Origin of the sequence: Psychrobacter sp. ASPA161_6 (genome assembly GCF_051970285.1) — a bacterium.
In the GTDB taxonomy this organism is placed as follows: domain Bacteria; phylum Pseudomonadota; class Gammaproteobacteria; order Pseudomonadales; family Moraxellaceae; genus Psychrobacter; species Psychrobacter glaciei.
Genome location: NZ_JBEFNJ010000004.1, coordinates 395,086 through 417,520, shown reverse-complemented (window position 1 = coordinate 417,520; position 22,435 = coordinate 395,086). Strand labels below are relative to the sequence as shown.

Here is a 22,435-nt window from a genome sequence, read left to right as displayed (position 1 = left end):
CTTGCAAATATAGACAGTATATAGCGTTAGACCCTACGTCAGCATGAATAATGTCCATTACACCTAATTTCTAGAATCTTAAACGACGAGCTCGCTCATACAGATAGTCATCTGAGTATTGATTAACATCTTTTAGAAGGGCTTCATTGGGTATGCTGGTTGGCGCTTTGACTCTAGTGGTTTGGATGCTTGGATCTATAAGCCAGCGCTGTAGTGTACTCTTGCTGATATTGTAAAAAGTACAGGCCTGACGGATGCTCATGTCTTTTTGCTTAATGTTTTTGATAACTTGTGCTCGAAAATCTGCTGAGTAGGTCATCTTTTATATTTCACTTTGCTTGGTTTAAAAGTATTGTACCTTTTCTATTTTGGACTGACTATAATATAATCTAGCTCGTGATTCCATTCGCGCAATGAAATTAAGAGGGTTATGAAAATAGGGGCAATAAACATTTTTTGTTTAAAACATAGTGGGCAATCATGCCGATAAGAATACCCCAGAATACAGAACTAAGACCTAAAAAGCTCATGCCGGATGCCGTCGCCAAAAAAGTAATTAATGCAGCGTCTCTTTGTTCGTCGTTTTTCATAGCAATTGTGATATTGGCAGAAATAGCACCGATAAGTGCGAGTCCAGCTAAGGCGGCGACCAACTCCTTTGGTAATAAGCTGAATACCATCACAATACTACCAGCAAACAAGCCGCCTAATAGATAAAAGATACCATTTGCTACTCCTGCAATGTAGCGCTTTTCCTTGAGCTCGTGCGCATCTTTGCCCGTACATAGGGCAGCGGTGATGGCTGCTAGCACAATGGTGATGCCACCAGCACAGGCAACCGCCAATGAGGCAAGGCTTGCGACACTTACAATGGGCTTGGCTGGTGTATCGTAACCGCTGAGATTTAAGATAGCCATACCGGGTAAAAATTGTCCGGTTAAGCTGACAAGGATAAGAGGGATAGCAAGGTTAAAGGTGGCGTTCCATGACCATTCAGGCCAAATAAGCGTAGGTATGGTGATGGCTAAATTCATATCGATAGGGTTCATCTTGCCGAAGATAACACTTAAAATGACTCCGCAGAACAGTACCCAAATCATGGTATAGCGCGGTGAAAAGCGTTTGGCAAATAAGTAGCAAGCGAGCATGCTAAAGACGATAAATGGCATCGTGTCCGTTGCAACAAACAACTCTAAGCCAAATTGAAACAAAATGCCAGCCATCATGCCAGCAGCAATGCCGTTCGGAATCCATTGTAGAATTTTGTCAAATGAGCCAGTTACACCGACCAAAAATATCACAATCGCTGAGATAATATAAGCGGATATTGCCTCATTAATACTCATCTCTGGAAATACGATTACCAGTAGAGCCGTACCGGGTGCTGACCAAGCGGTGATGATAGGAGTTTTGTATTTAATAGATAGAAAAATGCCAGATACGGCTGCCCCAATTGAGACGCCCCAAATCCAAGATGCCATCATTGCATCTGAGACTTGAGCTGCTTGTGCTGCCTGAAAAAAGATAATCAAAGGCCCAGCATATGAGATAAGAACGGCTAGAAACCCTGCAACGGACGCGGAGAGCGACCAGTCTTCTTTCAAAGTTTGAATTACAGTTGCCATATTGCTTCCTTGCAAATCAGCACTAGTCATATAACACAGCCTATTCAAAATAAAAGAGGTACGCTATAAAAGGGGTACGTTTACTGCTGGTATAAATTTTCCTCGCTTGCTGTGCGCTTTGCCAGACAGAGGCTTCGTAAAATTCATCCCAGCAGCCTTGTGCTCTTTTTAAATTGAATCCACTATAATAATTTGAACGCTGTTTAAACGTTGTGTTGCCTAACTTAAAAGCTCAGTTGATGTGGTTAGCCTTCGTCGCCACCACCCACAGGAATGGTACTCCCAGTGATATAGGACGATTCATCTGACGCTAAAAATACAATCGCATTGACTTGCTCATCTATCGTACCGTAGCGTTTCATAAAGGTGCGATCAATGGTCTGATCAACGACCGCATTCATCCATGATTTTTCATCATAGGTTAAGGGCTTGGCGTTACGTGGAATCTTTCTGGGTGGAGCTTCAGTACCGCCAGTTGCCACTGCATTCACTCGGATACCATCATTTGCATACTCAAAAGCAAGCGATGCAGTCATGGCATTCACGCCGCCTTTCGCAGTCGAGTAGGGTATGCGATTGATACCGCGCGTTGCGACAGATGATACATTGACGATAGTACCAGACTGCTGCTCAATCATCGTTGGTAATACCGCACGGCAACACCACAATGTCGGAAATAATGAACGACTGACTTCTTTATTAATATCTTCTTCTGAAAAGTTGACGAAGGGCTTCATCCATATTGCGCCGCCAACATTATTGACCAGCACATCAAACCCCGATATTAATAGCGTCACCTAAGAAAAGTAAGTTTCATACCTCAGTTCTCTGAACTATATAAATAATAGCATATAGAGATTTTCTGACTTGTCAGAGTAAGATTATTACATGGCATATGCATATATAGATGAGATTTTAAACACCATGATATTAACGGATTTGCTACCTAATAAATTATAGTTTCAATCAGAACTTAATCTACTTTGGCGTTAACTATTTCTAGTATTGATCTCAATTTTCAGTATAGCTCTACTATAAAATTGACTACGTTAGTGTATTTATAACGACTCTAATGTTTGCTGACATGCTTGAGCTAAATAAGGGTCAACACTGTCCTGTTTAAGCAGCCATTTAATATAGCCAGCACCTTCAGAGCTCGTAGCTAAATCTGAAATAGCCTCACCCTTATGCTTACCAAAACCTAAATGCGTAGGTATACGTGCCATTTGGCTAAACTTATACAAGCTTTCTATATCACTTATCTCATGACCTTGGCTATTGGCCAAATCAATCAAACTACCAAGTGATCCCTGCCGTCAAATCCTTACACATAAACTTGGGAGATTTTAGTTACGCAGCTTGACGATAATAATCAAACCACACCTGTCTTGGCGATTTATAGCCTAAACCCTTTCTAATTCTAGTTTGGTTGTAAACAAGCTCAATATATTTAGTGATATCACTGATGGATTCGAATCTTATTTTATAGTCTTGGTGATACACCAGTTCATTCTTTAATATCTCCGGAAAGCTCTCTCTATAAGTGCATTATCAAAGTAATTACCATGCCTAGATATTGAGCCCCTAAATTTATGCTACTTAATGATCTGAACCGCCCCAGTATTGTTGGAGACTAAACATGCTGAGAGAATACGACATACACTCCTGACATTAAAGAACGCGCCGTTCGCATGCTGATAGAAGCAGTGAGCGACTATCCTTTCACATGATCAACCATTCAAGCTATAGCGTCAAAGATTGGCTGTACGCCTGAAACCCTGTAATCATGGCATAAAAAGCACATAGATCAAACTATTCCTGCCTCAGTACAAGCTCAAAGCCAAAAGCAACGTATTAAAGAGCTTGAACGCGAAAATAGAGAGCTCAAGCAAGCCAACTAGAAATATGCAAGGCTGCTGCTTTTTTCGCCCAGGCGGAGCTCGAACGCCCACCAAAGTGATGGTCGATTTTATTGATAACCATAAAGATAGTTATGGGATCAAGCCAATCTATCGAGTACTACCGATTGCCCCATCAGCCTATTACCGTGAAAAATATTTAGCTAATAGTCCAGCAAAGCGCTCTTTACGCCAGCAGCATGATGAACTTCTATATTAGCGAGATTAAGCGTATTTGGCAGGACAGTAAGTCTCGCTATGGTATGCGTAAAGTCTGGCGGCAGATGAAGACGGATGACATTCGTGTGGCTCGTTGTACGGTAGAGCGGTTAATGACTCAGTATGAGCTGCAAGGGATTTGGCGTGGCAAAGGCAAGATTACCACCAACCGCCGTGATGGCCAGAAGCGCGCAGAGGACCTAGTCAATCGTAACTTTAAGGCTCATTGTCTTAACCAGCTGTGGGTTGCGGATTTTACTTACACCAAGACCATGAGCGGCTGGGTTTATACCGCTTTTATTATTGATGTATTTGCTCGTACTATTGTGGGTTGGAAGGTATCGAATCGTATGAATACTGATATGGTGATGGCAGCTTTAAATCAAGCGATAGTAGAGAGGAATAAGCCAAAAGATGTAATTCATCATAGCGATAGAGGCGTTCAGTATTTATCTAATCGTTATACCGATAGAATGGCTGAGGCTGGTGTTATCGCTTCTGTGGGTATGACTGGTGATTCATACGATAACGCATTGGCCGAAACGGTCAACAGGCTTTATAAGTCTGAGGTCATTCATTATTTAAAGCAGATCTGGAACGGTGTCAACGATGTTGAATTGGCAATCCTTGAATGGGCAGATTAGTTTAGTAAAACACGACTGCATAGCACGATTGTTTATGTGTCACCTTTCGAATTTGAAAAGCGGTGTTATACTAATCTTAATCTGTCAGGCATTGCTGCCTGACTCAAGTAAATCAACCTCCGATATAATCGGGGCAGTTCATAAATGTATTCAGCCAAACTAAAAAGACTGAGCCCTGTGTAATACAGAACTCAGTTCCTAGTTCAAACTTAAATACTCATGATCTAGGTATCAATTTAAGGTTGAGAGTCTTGTTAAACTGAGCATTAAATCACGATTTTTGCGGATCGAATTGTTTTTCTTTAATAAACAAGGCTGGAATTATACCGCAGATAAAGTACGCACCTCCCATCACTACAAAACCCATACCAATTGAACCACCACTTGCAAGGTAACCAATCACTGCAGGCGCAGTTGCTGCACCGATGCGTCCCACATTGTAAGCGCCACCCATGGCCGTACCACGTATGAGCGTTGGGAAGCTTTCGGCCATATATGTAGCATTTACACCGTAAGGAATACCGTATAAGAAGCCAAAAGTCACCAGTAAATAAAGAATATTGGCGGGTGAGTTATAAAACACAATTAGTGGTAGGAAAAGGGCTGTACCAATGGCACCAAAAGCATAGGTAGAGCGACGACCCACTTTATCAGCCATATAGCCAGCTAAGATTTTACCAAAAATCATCGCAGCATACGTACCAACCATATAAGAAGTCATTTCTTTGAATTTTAAACCCAACTCACTTTCTAAGTAAGTCGGCATCCAATTGTTTACGCCATAGTAACCAAACTGGAGGAAACCTGCAGTCAAAGCCCAAAGGATGAACATATTGCGGTTACGTTTATCTTGAAAAATAGTTGTCCATGTTGATGGCGTATTAACTTCTTTATTCGTACTTTCTTTTTTTAAGCGGTTTTCTTGCCATGAGGCTGGTTCTGGTACCAAAAAATGCATTAGAACAGCAATCAAAATTGGAATTGCAGCCACATAAAATAGCATACGCCAACCATGATCGGGGATAAGCCAACCTGCTAATAATGTGGCTACGATATAGCCCACAGTCCAGCCTGCTTGCAGCGTACCCAACACGGTAGTACGATATTTGGTCGGTACGTATTCTGCCATTAATGTATTGGAAGCAATGTATAGTGAACCTAAACCCAGTGAGGCAAAGAAACGCAATGTAGCAAATTCAACGTATGATCGGGTAAAGCCAAGACCACAAGTCAAGATTGAAAATAATAAGATGGAGATGACCACTACGCGCACACGACCAAAACGGTCGCAAGCCCAGCCGCCGAAAATACCACCAATGGCCATACCCAGTAAAGTAAAGCTGCCTAACATCCCTGCTTCAACCGACGTTAGTCCAAACTCAGCTATAAGACTACTCAAGCTATAAGACAAAAGCATTAAATCTGCACCATCAACCAATAAGGCAAGAAAGGCAAAGATAAAGGCTATTTTCCAAGTGTTTGGACCTATTTTGGATAAAGTGCTCTTCATAATTATAATCCATTATATATAAAGGGCTTAACCGTATTAAGCCAAAAAAATTTATTGAGCTACTTCACGAATCATATTTCGTGCGATAATTACTTGTTGAATTTGAGTAGTACCTTCATATAAGCGGAATAAACGCACGTCACGATAAAAACGCTCAATCGAATATTCACTGATATAACCAGCACCCCCATGAATCTGAACACAACGATCGGCAACACGACCGCACATTTCAGTAGCAAACATTTTTGCGCAAGAGGCTTCAGTACTAACTTCTTTACCTAAGTCACGTAAGCGTGCAGCATCAATTACCATGCACTTCGCAGCATAAATTTCAGCTTTTGAATCGGCAAGCATCCCTTGAATTAACTGAAACTGGGCAATCGCTTGTCCAAATTGTTTGCGCTCAACTGCATATTGCAGCGCATCATCCAACATTCGAGTTGTTGCACCAACACTGATGGCTGCAATATGAATACGACCTTTGTCTAAAACCTTCATTGCGGTTTTAAAACCTACGCCTTCAATTCCACCAATTAATGCAGATGCTGGAATACGACAGTCTTCAAAGATAACATCACAGGTGTGAGCGCCTTGTTGGCCCATTTTTTTATCACGTTTACCTAGTGATATGCCTACAGTTTGACTGTCGACTATAAAGGCGGAGATGGCTGCTGAACCTTTGAGTTGAGGGTTAGTTCGCGCCATGACGGTGAAGACCCCAGCGTGCGGTGCATTAGTGATATAGCGCTTGGTACCATTTAAAATGTAGTCATCACCATCTTTTGTTGCAGTAGTTTTTAAAGAGGCGGCATCAGAGCCTGAATCGGGCTCGGTTAGACAAAAGGCACCAATAATTGAACCACTTGCTAAGCGCGGCAGAAATTGCTGTTTTTGCGCTTCGGTACCATCGATAATCAAGCCTGATGAACCAATACCGTTGTTAGTGCCAATCAGCGAACGGAAGGCGGGTGAGGTACGACCTAATTCAAATGCTACATAAACTTCTTCTTCCATAGTAAGGCCAAGACCTTCGTATTGTTCAGGAATGGTTAAACCGAATAAACCTAGTTCTTTCATTTGCTCAACAATGGCTGCAGGAATTTCATCTGTTTTTGCAACTAGATCTTCATTGGGAATAAATACGCCTTCAACAAATTTACGTATCATATAGATTAATGAGTCCAGATTTTCCTTGTCGCGAATCATAAACTGTCCTTAAGTAGAGCTTTGAAAAAGTAATAAACTATAGATATAGAGCAACAGTATCAGCATAATATAAAGAATTTTAATTCATAAAACAATACTTTTTATGAATTAATATCGCAATGCGGTATTTATTACATGAAAGTTTTGTTTTTTAGAGCTATATACTATTGATACAATGGCTTTTAGGCTAAAAACTGATATTGATTTTTATAAAAATAGGTGTATATTGAGTTATTATATCGCTTAGCGAAACTAAAATGCTATTTTATCGCAGGGAATGTTTATAAAACAAAAGGAATTATTATGGGTGCTTTAGATGGAATTCGTGTGCTTGACCTAAGTCGAGTGCTTGCAGGGCCTTGGTGTGGACAGATTCTTGCAGATCTTGGTGCAGAAGTCATTAAGATAGAGCGCCCAAAATATGGTGATGATACACGCGCATGGGGACCACCATGGATGAAAAATGATCAAGGAGAAGACAGTCATGAAGCCGCTTACTATCAGTCAACTAATCGTAATAAACAATCAGTTGCTATTGATATCTCAACGGTTGAAGGCCAAGCCCTTATCCACGCACTAATAAAAGATACTGATGTATTAATTGAAAATTACAAAACTGACTCTTTGAAAAAATATAACTTGGACTACGAGAGCTTATCGCGAATCAACCCACGACTAGTATATTGCTCAATTACTGGATTTGGGCAGACTGGTCCACGAGCAGAGGAACCTGGCTATGATTTTATTATTCAAGGTATGGGTGGTTTAATGTCAGTTACCGGTGAAAAAGACAGTTTACCGGGTGGTGGGCCACAGAAACTCGGTATCGCCTTTTCTGATATAACCACTGGTTTATATGCCACAGTCGCTATTCAAGCTGCTTTATTAAACCGACATCTTAGTGGACTAGGACAGTATATTGATATGGCATTGCTAGATGTGCAAATCGCCACATTAGCTAATCAGGGTATGAATTATTTGGCGTCTGGTAAAGTGCCAACGCGTTACGGTAATGCCCATGCCAATATAGTGCCTTACCAAGTGTTTAAGGCCTCTGATCGAGACTTCATTATTGCATGCGGCAATGACAAGCAATTTGCTCAGTTGTGTGAGGCCATCGGTTTAGCTGATTTACCCCAAGATCCAAGGTTTAGTAGCAATGCACAGAGAATCAATCATCGCACCGAAGTCACCACGCTTCTTGCGGCACACTTTGCAACGCGAACGGCAGATGAGTGGGTGTCAGCTATTCAGACAGCGAAAGTACCAGTCGGGTTAATTAATAATCTTGAGCAAGCCTTCAAAGAGCCGCAAGTAATGGCTCGTAATATGTTGATCGATATGCAACATCCTGAGTCTAAGAATTTGACATTAATTGGTTCACCGATCAAGATGTCCAGAACACCAGTTGAATATCGTCAAGCACCCCCAACTTTAGGGCAACATACCGATGAAATTTTATCTCGTATAGCGAGTCAAGAGGAGTTGGCTAAGTTGAGAAAAAACAACGTAATTGGTTAGTTCACTTGCACTTAAACAGCCTGATATATGTAATCCTAATTGGTGATTTTGCTATTGTGTATCTAAATAGCTTATAATTCCCACTATGCGAACAATTAATATTAAGTAGACTGTGTGACTATGAGTGATGTTACCCCTGATAAAAAAACTGAAAAGATAGTGTCTGTTTTAAGACATGAATTACTACATCCTATTGAAGATATGTTGGATGAGGAGGATCGTCAGTTTATTACTGCTCTAGCACGCGGCCTAGAATTACTACGCTGTTTTTCTACTGAACAAACAAATCTTGGTAACCAAGAGTTGTCAAAAATGACTGGCTTGCCTAAGCCCACCATTACGCGATTAACCCATACACTATCTCGATTGGACTATATTAAACAAGTTCCAAATTCGAGTAAATTTCAGCTTTCTGCAGGCGTGTTAGCACTCGGTTATTCTATGCTATCGAATGTTTCAATTCGTTCGGTCGCACAACAATATATGAAAGATTTGGCTGATTATACCGGGGCTGCTGTAGCAGTAGCAACAAGGAATCGTCTAAATATGATTTATTTGGACGTAGTGCAAGGTGTAGGTAATGTCACTATGCGTCGCCAAGTAGGAAGCTATTTACCGATTCATTTGAGCTCAGCAGGAAGAGCTTGTTTAGCAGCAATGCCAGCAGATGAGCGTGATTTTTTATTGGATGCTATTCGTATTAAATACAAAGAAGATTGGATTAAAATCAGGCGTGACTTAGACAAAGCCTTTAAAGACTACCAAGATTTTGGTTATTGCTTTTCTATTGGTGATTGGCATAAAGGAGTCAGCTCTGTAGCAGTACCCTTAATGCATGAACAGCATGGTTTGTTAGTTTTTAACTGTGGTGGTCCAAGCTTTGTAATGAAACGTGAGAAACTGGAAGAAGATGTTGCACCACGTTTGCTGCTTATGGTTAATAATATTAAATCTGAAGTAGTTAATTTAATGTAAACCCTGATATTAATAACATCACCTAAGAAAATTAAACTCAATTCTTAAGCCCTACATACTATATGAGTAATAGTATGCAGGGCTTTTTTGATCTACCAAATTAAAGTTAATTTATTAGATGTGTAGCTATTATTGATATTTCTAACACCATAATATTGAAGGATCTATTGAGCTATTCTGAAAAAAATGTAGAGATAAACTTGAGAGATTTTAATTAAGTGTTTTGACGGTAAATATCAAGCCATATTTTCCAGTATTAGCATAATAAAATTGGACTGGACTGCCCGAGATTAAATAATCTGAAAAAATAAGACAGTTAAACGACAACCTGCACTTCTGAGCTTAAATAGCGCGCCGTTCGCATGCTGACTGAAGTAGCAAACGGCTATTTTTCACTCAGATGGCTATCCAAGCCATAATGTCAAAGATGGGCATCTCATCTGAAATCCTGCGATCATGGCATAAAAAATACATAGACCAAGCCATTCCTGTCTCAGTGCAAATGCAAAGCTTAATCCAATCATCAAAGAAGCTTCCTATATAGTCAGGGTGGTTCAGATAACAAAGTATTAAATAATTTTTATATAGTTAGGTTTTACTAAAGTTTAGACAATAAAAACCCTTATAAGCTAATAGCTGTAAGGGTTTTTGTATATTAGGCCTATTATCAATTAAGCTTAATAATTAAAATAAGTTAATCAAAATTGATTGATAGGTTGATATGATAGTAAATATTTTTCTTTCACTGAGAGTTATATGTAACACCAGTAAACTTATATTGATCTTACTTATCAAAATCTAATAAATTATAATTAGCTCTTTACATTACAGCTTCTGAAGTGACAATTACTTGGTTGAACCGCCCCGACTATATCGGAGAGTGTTTTACTTGAGTCAGGCAGCAATGCCTGACAGGGTTAAACTGTCATAATACCGCTTTTCAAACTCAAAAGGCGACACATAACTAATCGTGCTATGTAAACGTGTTTTGTTGAACCAATCGACCCACTCTAAAGTAGCCAGTTCAACATCATTCACGCCTTGCCACTGCTGTTTTAAATAATCAATCACTTCCGTTTTATAGAGCCCGTTAACCGTTTCGGCCAACGCATTATCGTATGAATCGCCTGTTGTGCCAACAGATGCAATGACGCCAGAGTCCGTCATCTTATCGGTATAGCGAATAGATAAGTACTGAACCCCTCGATCACTGTGATGAATCACATCTTTAGGATTGTTTCTATCTGTTATCGCTTGATTTAATGCTGCCATTACCATATCAGTGTTCATACGATTCGATACTTTCCAGCCGACGATAGCGCGAGTAAACACATCAATAATAAAAGCGGTATATACCCAGCCACTCAGTGTCTTGATATAGGTACAGTCAGCAACCCAAAGCTGGTTAGGGCGATGAGCGCTAAAGTTACGATTGACCAAGTCATCAGCACGCTTTTGGTCGTCACGGCTATTGGTTGTGATCTTGCCCTTGCCGCGCCAAATGCCTTGCATACCATACTGCTTCATTAAACGCTCTACGGTGCAACGAGCAATGCGTAATCCATCTGCTTTCATCTGCTGCCAGACTTTACGCACACCATAACGGCATTTGCTGTCCTGCCAGATGCGTATAATTTCACTGAGGTAGAAGTCGTCATGCTGACTGCGCAGTGAATGCTTGTGTGGGTTGTCGCTTAAGTCTTGAGCACGATAATAAGTTGACGGGGCAATCGGTAATACTCGACAGATTGGCTCGATCCCATAATTATTCTTATGATCGTCGATGAATTGAACCATTATCTGGGTGGACGGTCGAGCTCCGCCTGGGCGAAAAAAGCGGCAGCCTTACGTATAATCTCATTGGCTTGCTTAAGCTCTCTATTTTCGCGCTCAAGATCCTTAATACGCTGCTCTTGACTTTGAGCCTGAATATTTGCAGGAATAGTTTGATCGATGTGCTTTTTATGCCACGAGCGTAGAGTTTCAGGTGTGCAGCCAATCTTAGAGGCAATGGCTTGAGTCGCTGACCAGGTGGAGGGATAGTCACCTGCCGCTTCAATCAGCATGCGAACGGCGCGTTCTTTAATCTCAGGAGTGTAGTTTCGTGTGTTCATCGTCGTATTCTCTCAGAATGTTGAGTCTCCGACAATACTGGGGCGGTTCAAGGTGTAATATATAGGTTTGCTTGTTTACCTATGGACTTATAACTACCACTTAAGTCTTTTATATGATCATCGCTGGCTTGCAAGTCACTTGGAAGTACCCATTGCTTACCAGAACTCATTCTCCACCTTTCTTCGAGTAGAGCCTGTAAAACATCACTAGTAGGCATATGATAATCAGAACCGTTTTTGGTATCTTTGAATATTATCCTGCCAGCTTTAAGGTCGATGTCAGACCACTTTAAAGACTGTACTTCGTTTAAACGCACACCAGTAAACATGAAAAATAGCATGATATCTCGTGCATTGTTACTATGAGGTGCTTGCATGTGTGAGCTTCTATCAACATAATTTAAAAGCGTTTTAAGGTACGTACCTAAATATTCTCCTTCGATATAATTTAAAAGCGTTTTAAGGTACGTACCTAAATATTCTCCTTCGATATAATTTAAAAGCGTTTTAAGGTACGTACCTAAATATTCTTCTTCGATATGTTTGGTACGTGGCTTAACTCTATTCCAGTCTTTCTTAGCATTGAGTATACGTATAGGTTGCTCTTTGATTAAAAAGTCTTCGTCATCATCTAAAAAGCTATCACGGCAATAATTCCAAATGGATCTCAGAGCTCTCATAGTTGCATTAGCCTGAGCTTCGCTATGCTTGCTTATCTCTTTATGTTTATCACTTATCATTGACTTAGTAATATCATTTAGAGAGATATTTAGCCAGTCTTTCAGCTTATTTAGTATTTGACGGTCATAAGTGGTAATAGTGCCTTTAGCTAAGCCCGTCTTCGTTGATTTAAAGTAGTCATAAGCTTCTTGCAGTGTTGGCACATTATTGGTCTTATCCTTCGGATCTTCTAGGTTCTCATGAAGCCCGTCATAAACATGCATACCTTTTTTTATATTTGCCATCATTATGCTGGCTTTTTCACGTGCTTCGGTTAGCGTAATCAAATGTGTTTCTTCTACTTCATCTCGATATAGCTTTCCATTTATACGCTTATGTAATGTATAGCGCTTTGATTGCTTACCTACACGTAGTGCAAATCCAGTTAATACATCATCCATATAGATATCAGTACCTTTAGCGGTATAGTCTATTGAATCAATAAATTTTTTGGTAAGCTTAACCTTCATATATCACCCATGTAGCAGTACATAACCATAGTGTTAGTAGTCATCATACTTTAATTACTACAAGGGTAAAAGTATCAAGATAGTATCAAAAAATTAATTACATCAATGTGTTTTCATGAAATTTAAGCAATAAAAAACCCTTACAAGCCAATGCTTGTAAGGGTTTGAATTTGGTGGGCCCAGTAGGACTTGAACCTACGACCAAAGGATTATGAGTCCTCTGCTCTAACCAACTGAGCTATGGGCCCTAACGCTAGACGGACAATGATACCTTATTTTTTGAATTTTTCAAGTAAAAGTTAACAAGTAGCGCAGAGTATTTGATGACTTGTTAATAACTGCCACCAGCCAACGTCAAACTACGCCCGCCATCAACCGCGATAATCTCGCCAGTCACATAACTTGCCTCAGCCAAATAGAGCACGCAATGGGCAATGTCAGCTGGTTTGCCTATTCTTTGCATAGGAATGGAGCTAATAATACTATGTTGTTGCTCATTATCAAGCGCTTGGTCGCTATCAGTCTCAGGTAATATATTGACCCCAGGGGCAACACCATTGACGCGCACATCAGGTGCCATATCGAGTGCGAGAGATTGCACCATCATCCGGTGAGCGGCCTTTGCCATGTTATAGACGGTATAAGTGCTGAATGGCTTATTATGTGCATGAATATCGAGGAGGCTAATGATGCAACCTTGCCGTGCTTTCAGATACGGATATAACGCTTGGCTTAAGAGTAAGGGCGCTTTTGCATTGGTCAAAAACAATTCGTCCCATTGTGCTTTTTCGATACTACCAAGCTGACTCGGATAAAACCGTGACGCATTATGTACTAGCACATCGAGCTGACCAAAACTTTCCATGATATTTTGAATGAACTGGCTAAGAGCCGAGCTGTCATTAACGATTGCCAAATCAGCGACGATTACCAAGGCACTATCGGCTCGATTTTCATTGAGCTCATCGGCTAGGGCATTGGCTTCTTGCTCACTATGATGACAATGGATAATGACACGGTAGCCTTGACGGTGTGCGGCTGTGATAATGGCGGCACCGATACGCTTAGCGCTGCCAGTCACCAGCATCACTGGTGCAACGGTATTTTCTGTTAAAGAGGTGTTAATTTTTTGATTCATAGTTAAGTTTTAGTAGACATTTGAGAGTGATTTTTAAGCCATCTTTTCAGAGGGTGTTAAAGACATATCGTGCGCTTGTAAGTGTTCAATTCTGGCTTGTCGCAATGCCGCACCAATCACTGGGCCTTTAAGGTCTGACTCGATATCTTTGACACCGATAGCATGGAAGCTGCCTAAGGCTAGCATCATCTCACGGTGCTGAGAGGCGAGTTGCAACACGTGGCTGGTCACTAGCAGTTGCGAGAGCTTATCAGGCTCTTTATGGGCGCTACAGGCTTGGATAAGGTCTATTTTTTCACTCGCACTAAGCTCATTTATACGCTTTAATTTTTCGCCTTGCTGCACGAATAAAGTCGCAAACTGAGTTTGAGCTTTTGGTGCTTTGGCGGTATTGCCTATTTCAATAATAGCTTTTGTGGCAGGCATCGTTTCACAGGGTGTTAAACCAAATAACGCTGGATTAAGACTGGACAGTAATAACGCCCAGCGTTGTGATAAGTTCAATTGCATTTGACCCGCGAAATACAGCGCGGTCTGTACCGTCTCTCGTATGTGACCATTAGCGCTCCACGTCTGATGTAAGGGCGCAAAGTATTCTGTTAAAGCATCGATTTCGAACAATTGCTGCCAGTATACCTGAGGAGAGACCTGCATCATTGCGCGGCTCGATTCTTGCCAAATACGCTCACTACTCAAATGTGACAGTTCGCCCGAGCTGACCAACTGGCGCATTAATGCCAAGGTCTCATCAGCAATCGTAAAGCCTAAGTCATAATAACGCCCATAAAAGCGCGCCGTTCTAAGCACCCGTAATGGATCTTCGTTAAAAGCGCTGGAGACATGGCGTAGGGTTTTGCTTTTTATGTCACTCAGTCCACCATAATAATCGACTACTTCGCCACTGATAGGAGTGTCGTCAGTGAGGCTCGTGACTTCGATTGCCATGGCATTGACGGTTAAGTCGCGTCGTTGCAAATCTTCCAACAGCGTCACTTCAGGGCTGGCATGGACACTAAAGCCCTGATAGCCTCGTCCTTGCTTGCGTTCGGTACGTGCTAGCGCATACTCTTCATGACTGGTCGGATGCAAAAACACAGGGAAATCTGCGCCCACTTGTTGAAATCCAGCAGCAATCATCTCTGCTACTGTCGCCCCAACGACAACGAAGTCTTTGTCTTTAATAGGACGATCTAGCAATCGATCACGTACTGCGCCGCCGACGAGATAAACTTGCATAATAGTTCCTATTTATTGACTTAATTGACACTAATGAAAGGGTGATTGACAAAAAAAACCAGTCAGCGCTTTTAATAAAGCACTGACTGGTTTTAGTATAGCAGACCATCTCCATAAATAAATTACAGTGATGGTGCTAATAACACACTTATACTATCGTTGAGCTATTTCTGAGCTTCGTTCTCTAAATCCTGAGCTTCAGTAACGGTCAGTGCAGTCATGTTGACGATACCACGTGCTGTCGCTGATGGCGTCAAAATATGCACTGGCTTATTAGTACCTAATAGGATAGGGCCAATAGAAGCACTGCCAGTTGCGGTTTTAAGCAGGTTGAAAGCGATGTTTGATGCATCAAGTGTTGGCAAGATGAGCAAGTTCGCTGCACCTTTTAACGGACTTGATGGCATGTCGTTTAGACGGATATGCTCATTCAGCGCGGCGTCACCTTGCATTTCGCCTTCGAATTCAAAGTCGACATTCATATTGGTTAGTAGCTCATGAACCTTACGCATTTTGACAGCGCTGGCACGGTTTGAAGCACCAAAGTTAGCATGAGAAACTAGCGCGACACGTGGCGTGATACCAAAACGACGTAACTGATCAGTTGCCAAGACCGTCATTTCAGCCAACTGTTCAGCCGTTGGATCTTCGTGGATATAGGTATCCGCGATGAAAATGTTACGATCTTGCATCAATACGGCATTCATCGCATAAAAGTCGTTCATACCTTCTTTTTTACCAATGACGCTTTCAACGTATTTTAGATGCAATTGATAATGGCCAAATGTACCACATACCATGCCATCTGCCGCACCATTTTCGACTAGCAAAGAACCAATCAGAGTCGTCTTACGGCGAACATCACGACGAGCAAGCTCAATGCTTACACCGCGGCGTTTGTTCTTCTCGTAGTAGCCCTGCCAGTAGTCTTTGTAGCGAGGATCGTCATCAACGTTGACGATGGTAATATTCTCGCCATCTTTTAGACGTAGGCCCAGTTTTTTGATATTGGCTTCGATAACTGAAGGGCGACCAACCAAGATAGGTTGTGCTAGCTTCTCATCCACGACGACTTGCACAGCGAGCAAGATATTGTTGTCTTCACCTTCACAATACACAATACGTTTTGGATCAGCTTTAGCACGAGCAAAGATTGGCTTCATCACAAACGCTGAGTTATAAACAAACTCAGACAGACGCTGACGATATGCTTGCATGTCATCGATAGGTAGCGTGGCAACGCCTGAATCCATTGCTGCTTTGGCAACAGCAGAGGCAATCTCAATGATTAGATTTGGCTCTAGAGGGCCTGGGATTAAGTAGTCACGACCAAAACTCTGCATCTTTTCGATGTTTCTAGCGCTGGTAGTTGGAGTAGCTTCGACGTGTGCCATCGCAGCGATTGCTTTTACGCAAGCGACTTTCATCTCTTCGTTGACGGTCGTTGCGCCAACATCCAATGCACCGCGGAAGATGTACGGGAAGCATAGCGCGTTGTTTACTTGGTTTGGATAGTCTGAACGACCAGTTGCCATGATGACGTCTGGACGTACCGCATGTGCCAATTCTGGCATGATTTCAGGTGTTGGGTTGGCAAGTGCAAAGACGATAGGGTCTTTTGCCATACGGCGTACCATATCTTCTGATAGTGTACCTGGCATTGATAGACCTAGGAACATATCGACATCGTCCATGACTTCTTCGATAGAAGTAGCCGTGATATCACGAGCATAGCGCTGTTTGGTTTCGTCAAGGTTTTCACGGCTAGTACTGATAATACCACGTGAATCTGAAACAATAATGTTGTTCTTATTAACACCAAGGGCGCAAATGATATCTAAGCAAGAAATGGCTGCTGCGCCTGCGCCTGAACAAACAATTTTAATCTCTTCAATTTTTTTGCCAGTAATCAACAGAGCGTTTAGCATGGCTGCGGCAACAATGATTGAGGTACCATGTTGATCGTCATGGAATACGGGAATGTTCATGCGCTTACGCAATTCACGTTCGATTTTGAAACATTCTGGTGCTTTGATATCTTCTAGGTTGATACCGCCAAATGTTGGCTCAAGAGAAGCGACGGCTTCAATGAATTTGTCTGGATCGTTTTGGGCAATTTCAATATCAAAAACATCAATACCCGCAAACTTTTTGAACAGAACCCCTTTACCTTCCATCACTGGTTTTGACGCCAACGGGCCGATATTACCTAAACCTAGTACGGCAGTACCATTGGTGATGACACCGACCAAGTTGCTACGCGCTGTATATTTGGCCGCTAATGCTGGGTCTCTTTGAATTTCAAGACACGGTACAGCAACACCTGGAGAGTAGGCAAGTGCTAGATCTCGTTGGTTGGCCAATTGCTTGATAGGGGTAACTGAGATTTTACCTGGTCTTGGAAACTCATGATAATGGAGGGCAGCTTGTTCAAACTGCTCTTTTTCCGTATTAGGGTTATCCGTATTCAAAGTGATATCGTCATTCATAATAATTGCCATGGTTGGAATAAATTGGAATAGATTAAATGGTGATAAAAAACTAACGCCGAACCCTCAAAAAACCATAAGATATGATAAGAAGAGGGCACAGTTACACTAAAAAAGGTAATGATCGATAAAAAGGTAATGATTGGCGCTTAGATTGCAGCGAAAAAAGCAATTTTGCAAAATAGTTATTCTAGCACTATTGACAATTCGCGCCTAGTCAATAGCCGTGAATTGTCCGAACAATATAATAAAATGATATTCATTATTTAGCTGGTTGATAATGCCAAAGAACAGAGGCAAATATCAACCTTAATTTTACAATGTTTTAAAATACTATCGAACAGTAGATGTATTAAGACGAGCAGCTAATGGGCATTTGCGGTGCGTGAGGTGCAGGCGGCGCACTATCTAAATCGGTAGCGATAGCTTGGACATCATAAGGATTGGCAAGTAGCTCGAATACACGATTAACTTCCTCGAATTGACCTTGTTCAGCGGCGGTAATGGCACGCTGAGCCATGCTATTACGCAATATATAAGCAGGATTGTTCGCTTGCATGTCATTGAGTGCTTGTTCAATAGACAACGGCTGTAATTGCGCCAGATAACGTGCTGACCAGTCTTGCCAAACTTTATTTGCTTCGTCGGTGAGCTCTGCCGTCATGGTAGACAGTAGCTGCTGCTCATAAGGATAATCGTTTGGCGCTACGAGAGCCAATAACGCCCGAAAGCTATTGGTATAGTCGAGTAAATTGTCTTCGAGAAAAGTGAGCCATTCAAAGGCCAACATTAAGCTTTCTTTTGCATGCGGCAATCCAAGTTTACGGCATAGCCCCTGCTGATAGTGCTGCATAAAGGTCGCCTCGTAAGGTGCCAAACAGTCAGCCAGCGTCTCACGCGTTACTCCCTCTAAGCGCATGAAGTGTGGTAGCCAAGTATTTAGATTCCAATGTCCGATAGCGGGCTGATTCTGATAAGCGTAACGCCCAGTGTGGTCAGAATGATTGTTAATCCATGCAGGATTGAAGCGCTCCATAAAGCCAAACGGCCCAAAGTCCAAGGTACTGCCCGTGATCGATAAGTTATCTGTATTCATCACGCCATGAGCGAAGCCAATCAGCTGCCAGTCGGCAATCATCCGTGCGGTACGCTCAACCACTGCGGTCAAAAACGCCAATACTGGTGTCTCACTTTGGCGGCACTCTGGGTAGTAAGTGTCAATCATATAGTCAGTAAATTCACTGAGTACATCAGGGGCGAAGCTGGCAATCCACTCGACATGACCCAATCGAATATGACTGTCAGCCACGCGCATCAATGCCGCACCAGCTTCTATGCGCTCACGGCGTACCCTTGTATCAGAGACCACAAAGCCCAAGGCGTTGGAGGAGGCGATGCCAAGCTGCGTTAATGCATGACCGCATAAATACTCACGAATGGTACTGCGCAACACTGCCCGTCCATCTCCCATCCGCGAGTAGGGCGTCAGGCCAGCACCCTTAAGATGTAAGTCTTGTGGTTGGTCGTTATTATCGAGCACTTGCGCCATCAATAATCCGCGCCCATCACCCAATTGACCAGCCCATTGCCCGAACTGATGACCCGCATAAGCCATGGCTAACGGTTTAAAATCTGCTGGCAGGTATTGACCACCGAGTATCTCAACCCAGCGTGCCATTAAGTCCTCATCGTCTGCCCAGCCCAGTTGCTGTGCCACCTGCATATTGAAGTGACCAATCCGTGGATTGTCTAGTGGCGTAGGAGGCTGTTTATGATAGAGACGCGTGTCTAGATTGACGTAGGTGTTTTGATAGCGCATGCAAGGCTTTCCCATCGAATAATATAATCGAATTATAAATTAAGTGACTTATTTGAGTGACTTGCTTACTATAGCATAGCCTTACCATTGCAGCGTTTCACTCTGTCCATCTCTTGTAATCTGCGCCTCTCAAGACTGTCTAATGAATCCTGTTGGATTTTATAAACCTCATAAATAAGTGCTATGAATAAACGTTAGATAAAAAAATCCCTCTATCTATTACAGATAAAGGGAAGGAAAAAAGTCAAAATAGAAAAGTCAGATTACTGTTAACGTTTAAGCCGCTTTGGCGTTATGACCAATAGAGCGAAATGCCGTCTTTAAATTGCTATTATGCTCAAGGATTTTTTGTTCAATCTTGGCATAGTCATTTTTCAGTATGTCTTCAGCTTCATGCAAGCGATCTGCAAACTCTGTCTTTTTCATCTCAATAGTCTTGGCTTTTAGTGCCTGCCATTCTTCTACTGTCTGGGTGAACGCATCAAATTCAAACTTAATACGATCTTGGAAGCTCTTCATTGCATGAGGTAGATCAATGCCGCCAACGGTTGCTGTATCAATTTTCTGTTGTGCTGCCTTAAACTGCATTTGCACTTCAGCATGCTTGATGGTCGTGTCATCTACTGTACGTAGATCTGTTGTCAGACCCAGCTTCGATAAACCTACAATCAACCATTTGGTTGGATCATACTGCCACCATTTCACGCCATTACGATAGTCATATTGGAAGAAGTGATGGTAATTATGGTAACCCTCACCCCACGTAAATATGGCCAAGAAGAAGTTATCACGGGCTGTATTAGTGTCCGTATAAGGACGGCTACCAAACATATGGCATAACGAGTTGATAAAGAACGTAAAGTGATGCGTCAATACTAAGCGTAGCAAACCAGCTATAACCAGCGTACCCCAGACATCACCCAATAACCAACCAATAGCAGCGACCATACCAACATTCAAGGCAACGACCCATAGACCGTAGTATTTATGCTGAATCTGTAACGTTCTGTCTTTGGTCAAGTCAGGAATATTTTTGTAGTCAAACTTGCCGCTAGGGTAGTTGCGTAGCATCCAACCAATATGACTGAACCAAAAACCGCGTTTTGCTGAATATGGATCATCCAAACGGTCATCTACATGACGATGATGAGTACGGTGACCTGATACCCAGTCAAACGCAGAGCCTTGCACCGCTAAAGTAGAACCAAGCAATAGGAAGTTTTTAACAATCGGATGCGCTTTATAAGCACGATGCGCCAATAGACGATGGTAACCGGTTGTGATGCTCATGCCCGTCCATACCATAAAGGCACCAAATACGCCCCAAACAGGCGCGCTCACGTCATGCGTAAATAAATACCATGGCGTAATAATGGCGGCAGCAATTGGTGTGGCTACCAAGATAGTCGCTGGAATCCAGTTGATCGGCGCTTTTGTGAACTCAAACTCACGCATATCAATGCTTTGCTCTTGTGTAGAAACGTCAGTTTTTGCAGAATCTGTCGCATAGTTGCGTTTTGCTACAGGTTGCTCATCAAAAGCAGCTTGCGCCTTTTTTTCGTCAAAACGAGTTTTAAAACGCGTTACTTGAGTGCTGGCAGTTTTTACAAGCGTGTCGCCAGATTTGATAGCGAAACGTAAGCCTTTAAGCGGTAAGCCAAGTGCTTTTTTTGCAATCATATAATATCCCTAACGGTATTAATTTAAGACACCATAGTACCTTAAAAACTAAGTAAAGTGAACACTTATACACTATAAAAATATTGCTAAATAACAATAACTTGTATCAATTATAGTATTCATTGCTGTAAATAACCGGTGACTTATCAGGCATAGCGTAAAAGTGTAAGTAGCACGATAGATATGTAGGGGGTGTGAGGTTTTTTCAAGAGGGGTGTCGGACCGTTAGTGTACCAATAGGTGGGTCGGAAAATCCGTAATAATCACATCAACCTGCCACGTTATTAGTGATTTAATGGTATCGATGTCGTTGACCGTCCACGCACTAACAGGCAAACCATAACGATGGCTGTTTTTAATGACGGACTGAGTTAGGAGCGGGTAGTGGATGCCCAGTCGACTACAGCCCAGTTGCAATGCGGTATTGGGCGCCGTTGCCAAGGCGTCAGGTGTGCGAATAAGCAAGCCGCGTGGGGTATGCATCAATAGCGGATGACGTTGCAAGCGAGCATGCAGCTCGACATCAAAGCTGGTCATCACCATAGGTAAGCTGGCAAGTGGCGTATCATTGAGGTTGTGTGCTAGCGCGTTAACCAACTGCGTATAATTGGTGCGCTCATGGGTCTTTATCTCAAGTTCGATATAGCGAAAATTGGTCAGTACATCATAAGTGCACGCTAAAGTCATGACTGGATATCCATACTGCCGATAGCGTTTAATCTCAGCGAGCGTTAACTGGTCGATATGCGATTGCTGACCACACATGCGTTCTAAGTTATCGTCATGGAACACAACCAATTGTCCATCAGCACTTAGCTGAACATCAAACTCAACCCCCGCTAAACCCCGTGCCTGTAAATGCTGCGCATGCTCAAAACCTGCCAAGGTGTTCTCGACTTCTTCACCGCGTGCACCGCGATGACCGAGCAAAAGCGTGTTGTTAAGATTTATCATAATGAGGAACTGTCGGCTATTTTTACGAGTAATGATATAGCGTCCAACCAACAGAATCTAATAAAATTCGCAAAATATTTTTTGCTCAGGCGTTGCCGTAGAGAGTGGTAATATAAAAAAGTAAGTTGATATTTGAAAGTCGTTTCAAAAAAGGTTTGTTGTAATTTTCCGCTAGAAATAAACTGTTGTTTAAAAATTATTAGCGATGATATAAGTA

Annotated in this window: 15 protein-coding genes, 1 tRNA gene, 3 pseudogenes and 2 other annotated features; of the genes and pseudogenes, 3 read left to right on the top strand and 16 right to left on the bottom strand. The window is 42.1% G+C overall.

The features are described 5' to 3' along the window. Window positions 1–70: 70 nt before the first annotated feature. The 5 genes and pseudogenes from ACTQ9T_RS12710 to ACTQ9T_RS12690 form a co-directional block, all read right to left on the bottom strand. Window positions 71–319 (bottom strand): IS630 transposase-related protein, encoded by a 249-nt coding sequence (locus ACTQ9T_RS12710; RefSeq protein ID WP_440465304.1) that lies wholly within the window; start codon window positions 317–319, stop codon window positions 71–73. Window positions 320–428: 109 nt separating this feature from the next. Next, window positions 429–1,625 carry a benzoate/H(+) symporter BenE gene (benE, locus tag ACTQ9T_RS12705; protein ID WP_440465303.1) on the bottom strand — a complete coding sequence of 399 codons (1,197 nt, stop codon included), beginning with the start codon at window positions 1,623–1,625 and terminating at the stop codon, window positions 429–431. 245 nt (window positions 1,626–1,870) lie between these two features. Beyond that, window positions 1,871–2,398: pseudogene (locus tag ACTQ9T_RS12700) on the bottom strand (1,6-dihydroxycyclohexa-2,4-diene-1-carboxylate dehydrogenase); the annotation flags it as partial. A 285-nt stretch (window positions 2,399–2,683) separates the two neighbouring features. Further along, the gene (locus tag ACTQ9T_RS12695; RefSeq protein ID WP_440465302.1) at window positions 2,684–2,851 is read right to left on the bottom strand and encodes a hypothetical protein; all 168 of its coding nucleotides are present in this window, start codon (window positions 2,849–2,851) and stop codon (window positions 2,684–2,686) included. Window positions 2,852–2,975: 124 nt separating this feature from the next. Next, a pseudogene (locus tag ACTQ9T_RS12690) lies at window positions 2,976–3,220 on the bottom strand (IS3 family transposase); the annotation flags it as partial. A 96-nt stretch (window positions 3,221–3,316) separates the two neighbouring features. Between ACTQ9T_RS12690 and ACTQ9T_RS12685 the strand changes: the two are divergent. Continuing rightward, window positions 3,317–4,488 (top strand): annotated as a pseudogene (locus tag ACTQ9T_RS12685) (IS3 family transposase). Further along, window positions 3,543–3,659 (top strand) — a sequence feature (AL1L pseudoknot). Its footprint overlaps the pseudogene before it by 117 nt. A gap of 169 nt (window positions 4,489–4,657) precedes the next feature. On the opposite strand, the gene ACTQ9T_RS12680 reads toward ACTQ9T_RS12685, so the two are convergent. Further along, entirely contained in the window at window positions 4,658–5,896 is a 1,239-nt protein-coding gene (locus tag ACTQ9T_RS12680; protein WP_440465301.1) for an MFS transporter, read from the bottom strand. Between the two features lie 51 nt (window positions 5,897–5,947). Beyond that, on the bottom strand, window positions 5,948–7,102 hold the full coding sequence (locus ACTQ9T_RS12675; protein ID WP_440465300.1) for an acyl-CoA dehydrogenase family protein: 1,155 nt from the start codon (window positions 7,100–7,102) through the stop codon (window positions 5,948–5,950). Window positions 7,103–7,405: 303 nt separating this feature from the next. Between ACTQ9T_RS12675 and ACTQ9T_RS12670 the strand changes: the two genes are divergently transcribed. After that, entirely contained in the window at window positions 7,406–8,623 is a 1,218-nt protein-coding gene (locus ACTQ9T_RS12670; protein ID WP_440465299.1) for a CaiB/BaiF CoA transferase family protein, read from the top strand. A 120-nt stretch (window positions 8,624–8,743) separates the two neighbouring features. Next, complete coding sequence (locus ACTQ9T_RS12665; RefSeq protein ID WP_440465298.1) at window positions 8,744–9,598, top strand: IclR family transcriptional regulator; 855 nt, start codon at window positions 8,744–8,746, stop codon at window positions 9,596–9,598. An 894-nt stretch (window positions 9,599–10,492) separates the two neighbouring features. Here the strand turns inward: ACTQ9T_RS12665 and ACTQ9T_RS12660 are convergent. From ACTQ9T_RS12660 to ACTQ9T_RS12620, 9 genes are all read right to left on the bottom strand, one after another. Beyond that, a protein-coding gene (locus ACTQ9T_RS12660) for an IS3 family transposase (RefSeq protein WP_440465297.1) occupies window positions 10,493–11,712 on the bottom strand; the annotation gives its coding sequence in 2 pieces (ribosomal slippage) (window positions 10,493–11,436 and window positions 11,436–11,712; 1,221 coding nt in all). Beyond that, window positions 11,321–11,437, bottom strand: a sequence feature (AL1L pseudoknot). It overlaps the preceding gene by 117 nt. A 47-nt stretch (window positions 11,713–11,759) precedes the next feature. Beyond that, window positions 11,760–12,902: a tyrosine-type recombinase/integrase gene (locus ACTQ9T_RS12655; RefSeq protein ID WP_440465296.1), complete on the bottom strand. Its 1,143-nt coding sequence runs from the start codon at window positions 12,900–12,902 to the stop codon at window positions 11,760–11,762. Between the two features lie 171 nt (window positions 12,903–13,073). Further along, window positions 13,074–13,150 (bottom strand) — tRNA-Ile (locus tag ACTQ9T_RS12650). 83 nt (window positions 13,151–13,233) lie between these two features. Beyond that, entirely contained in the window at window positions 13,234–14,040 is an 807-nt protein-coding gene (locus ACTQ9T_RS12645; RefSeq protein ID WP_440465295.1) for a pteridine reductase, read from the bottom strand. Between the two features lie 33 nt (window positions 14,041–14,073). Next, window positions 14,074–15,276 carry a tRNA nucleotidyltransferase gene (locus ACTQ9T_RS12640; protein ID WP_440465294.1) on the bottom strand — a complete coding sequence of 401 codons (1,203 nt, stop codon included), beginning with the start codon at window positions 15,274–15,276 and terminating at the stop codon, window positions 14,074–14,076. Between the two features lie 164 nt (window positions 15,277–15,440). After that, the gene (locus tag ACTQ9T_RS12635; RefSeq protein ID WP_240215910.1) at window positions 15,441–17,765 is read right to left on the bottom strand and encodes an NADP-dependent malic enzyme; all 2,325 of its coding nucleotides are present in this window, start codon (window positions 17,763–17,765) and stop codon (window positions 15,441–15,443) included. A 352-nt stretch (window positions 17,766–18,117) separates the two neighbouring features. Beyond that, window positions 18,118–19,584, bottom strand: coding sequence for a protein adenylyltransferase SelO (locus tag ACTQ9T_RS12630; RefSeq protein ID WP_440465293.1), 1,467 nt, complete (start codon window positions 19,582–19,584; stop codon window positions 18,118–18,120). A gap of 276 nt (window positions 19,585–19,860) precedes the next feature. Then, the gene (locus ACTQ9T_RS12625; protein WP_189585261.1) at window positions 19,861–21,039 is read right to left on the bottom strand and encodes an acyl-CoA desaturase; all 1,179 of its coding nucleotides are present in this window, start codon (window positions 21,037–21,039) and stop codon (window positions 19,861–19,863) included. A 450-nt stretch (window positions 21,040–21,489) separates the two neighbouring features. After that, window positions 21,490–22,218, bottom strand: a complete 729-nt coding sequence (locus ACTQ9T_RS12620; RefSeq protein ID WP_440465292.1) for a glycerophosphodiester phosphodiesterase — start codon at window positions 22,216–22,218, stop codon at window positions 21,490–21,492. Window positions 22,219–22,435: the final 217 nt, after the last annotated feature.